Here is a 2,094-nt window from a genome sequence, read left to right on the forward strand (position 1 = left end):
ACGGCCCCATCGGCGCCCTCGTCAGCGCCTGGCCGGCTCTGGCACTCGTCGGCTCGTTCGAGCTGCTGATGACTCTCACCCGCACGGCAACCTCCCGCCCGGCCAGCACCTCCGGCGGGCACCGCACCGAACCGGAGCAGCCCGAACCTTCACGCACCGAAGCGGAGCAGCCGCTGGAGCAACTGGTGCTCGCCGACTACCGGGCGAGCCTCCAAGGCCCCGGACGCCCGGTCTCCCAACGGCAGCTGGCCGACAAACACGGCATCGACCGCCGCCGAGTCAAAAAGATCATCGCCGACGCCCGGCCGGGGCCTCCGGACTGACACCCTCCAATGAGGGCGAGACCTATGGCGCGGTGACAGCCGGTGTCTACGGTCGACGGGTGCGGTAGCCCGGGCCGCTGAGAAGGTATCCGAGGTCGTTAAAGGTCTTGGCGACGGTGTCGCCACCGGCGCGACCGCCGCACAGTCCCTCGCCCGTCTGCTCGCAGCCAGGGCATGAGACGGGTCGGGCCGGTCGGTTCGCTTCGGCGTCGCGCAGCGCTGTGATGAGCGCGGCTTCGCCGTCCAGTACGGGCGGGCGGGATCGCGTTGTTCCTGCGGTGGTGTCGCAGGACGGGGCGGGATTGGCGGACGGCGGCCGCAGACTTCGGGTTGTTCATGACCTGGCTGCGGCACGCGCCGAAGGAGGTCAGCGGCCTGGACGCGACCCGGTGGGCGGTGAGGTGCTGGCTGGGCCCGGCGGTGACTCGGTCCGCGGTGCCCCGCGGATCAACGCGGTGCTGACCGCGGTGCGCGGCTTCCTGGTTCACGCGGCGACTGCGGGCGAGGCTCCGCGGCAGGTGCTGGCCCAGCTCTATGAGCTGGCCGATGATCTGGATCTACCGCTGGAGGCCCGTGGTGAGGACGCCGGGATGTCGTGGCGGATGCGGGCCCGGCACCGGCTGCACGAGCCGGAGGAGCCGGTCGACCGGGCCAGCGATGAGGAGATTGTCGCGCTGCTCCACGCCTGCTTGTCGGCTCGTGACCGGCTGATCGTGCTGCTCATGGCGCGGGCGGGGCTGCGTCGCGGTGAAATGTGCGGGCTGCGCCGCAGCGACGTCCACCTGATGCCGGAATCGCGGCCTCTGGGCTGCGAAGCCCAGGGCGCTCACCTGCACGTCGTCCGCCGCGACAACCCGAACGGGGCGTGGGCCAAGTCGCGTCGTCAGCGGACGGTGCCGGTCGACTTCCTGCTGGTCCAGGCCTATGACCAGTACGTGTTCGAGCGGGCAGAGATCCCGCGAGCCCAGGCCAGCGACTTCGCGTTGGTCAACCTGTTCCGTGAGCCGGTCGGGGCGCCGATGCGGCCGGACGCGATCAACGATCTGATCACCGCGCTCTGCTTCCGGGCCGGTCTGGAGCGCCAGGTCACGCCCCATCAGCTTAGGCACGCTTACGGAAGTAATGTCGTGGATGCCGGCGGCACGATCGACGAGGTTCAGGAGCTGCTCGGGCACGCCTCCATGCGGTCGACCCAGGTCTACCTGCATCCCGACCCCGGCCCGGCTGCGGGCCGCGGTCGAACGCGTCCCCAGCCCGCGGCGGATGGACGAGGCCGCCTGGTGACCGCCGTCCTCGCCGCTGCCGCCCCCACGGCGGCCGCGCAGCCCACCTACAAGGCCATCGAGGAACTCGGCCGCGCGGTCAAAAGCATCTTCGTCGCCGACTACGTCGCCTCGCAAGGACTGCGCCGCGAGATCCACGAGGGCCTGCAGGTCGTGGAGAACTGGAACTCCGCCAACACCGACCTGTTCTACGGCAGCACCGGCACCATCGGAGGCAGCGACAAGGAGCACCAGGAAGTGTCCATGCTCTCCCTCCACCTACTGCAGTCCGCCCTGGTGTTCATCAACACCCTGCTGGTGCATTCCGTCCTGAAGGACCCCGTTTGGCAGGCACGCCTGACCGACGCCGACCGGCGCGGCCTGTCGCCGCTGTTCTGGTCGAACGCGAACCTGTACGGGACGATCGACATCGAGCTTGTAACCTCAGGTGTGGAATGACCTTGCAGGTAGAAGATGAAGACGGCTTTATCTGATGCGTCCCGGATAGG

General features: G+C 69.3%; 1 protein-coding gene and 1 pseudogene. Both read left to right on the top strand.

The window, feature by feature from the left end; translation table 11 throughout:
• Positions 1–323 (top strand): annotated as a pseudogene (locus tag BJF79_RS56440) (hypothetical protein); the annotation flags it as partial.
• Between the two features lie 455 nt (positions 324–778).
• Positions 779–2,044 carry a Tn3 family transposase gene (locus BJF79_RS63640; RefSeq protein ID WP_262403185.1) on the top strand — a complete coding sequence of 422 codons (1,266 nt, stop codon included), beginning with the start codon at positions 779–781 and terminating at the stop codon, positions 2,042–2,044.
• Positions 2,045–2,094: the final 50 nt, after the last annotated feature.

The organism is Actinomadura sp. CNU-125, assembly GCF_001942465.1.
In the GTDB taxonomy this organism is placed as follows: Bacteria; Actinomycetota; Actinomycetes; order Streptosporangiales; family Streptosporangiaceae; genus Spirillospora.